Genomic DNA, 634 nt, shown 5'->3' on the forward strand with positions numbered 1-634 from the left:
CCCCCACCCGACCACCGCCTCCGCCGCGCTCGCCGAACTCCTGGACGGCAACCGCCGCTACGCCACCGACCACTCCCGCCACCCGGACGAGAGCCGCCGGCTGCGCCGTCAACTGGCCACCGCACAGCACCCGTTCGCGGTGATCGTCGGCTGCGTCGACTCCCGGGTGCCGCCGGAGCTGGTCTTCGACCAGGGCCTCGGCGACCTGCTGTGCATAAGGACGGCCGGCGAGGTCCTGGACGAGGCGGTGCTCGCGTCCATCCAGTACGGGGTGGAGGAACTGCGCATCCCCCTGGTGCTGGTGCTCGGCCACGAGCGCTGCGGCGCGGTGGCGGCGACCCTCGCGCACCTGGAGACCGGCACCCCCGTCCCCGGCCATCTCGCCCTCCTGGTCGACGAGATCAGCCCGGCCGCGCGCCGCACCCGCGCCCTGCCCGGCGACTGGGCCGAGCACACCATGCGGTCCCACACGGCCTGGGTCAGGGACGCGATCCGCGCCGACCCCGCCTTCACCTCCGCGCACGTCGTCGCGGCCCGCTTCGACCTCGACACGGGGCTCGTGTCCCTGCTGCCGTAGCCCCAACTCCCCACGCTGACAAGCCTGTTGAGCAACTCCCCCTCCCTCTCCCCCCAC

Annotated in this window: 1 protein-coding gene; it reads left to right on the forward strand. The window is 74.0% G+C overall.

What is annotated here, in order from left to right; genetic code table 11:
- Positions 1–577, forward strand: a 577-nt coding sequence (locus ACNFOC_RS55005; protein WP_416966398.1) for a carbonic anhydrase, incomplete at its 5' end; no start/stop codon positions are given.
- Between the last annotated feature and the right edge of the window lie 57 nt (positions 578–634).

This window comes from Streptomyces colwelliae (genome assembly GCF_048158785.1).
GTDB lineage: Bacteria > Actinomycetota > Actinomycetes > Streptomycetales > Streptomycetaceae > Streptomyces.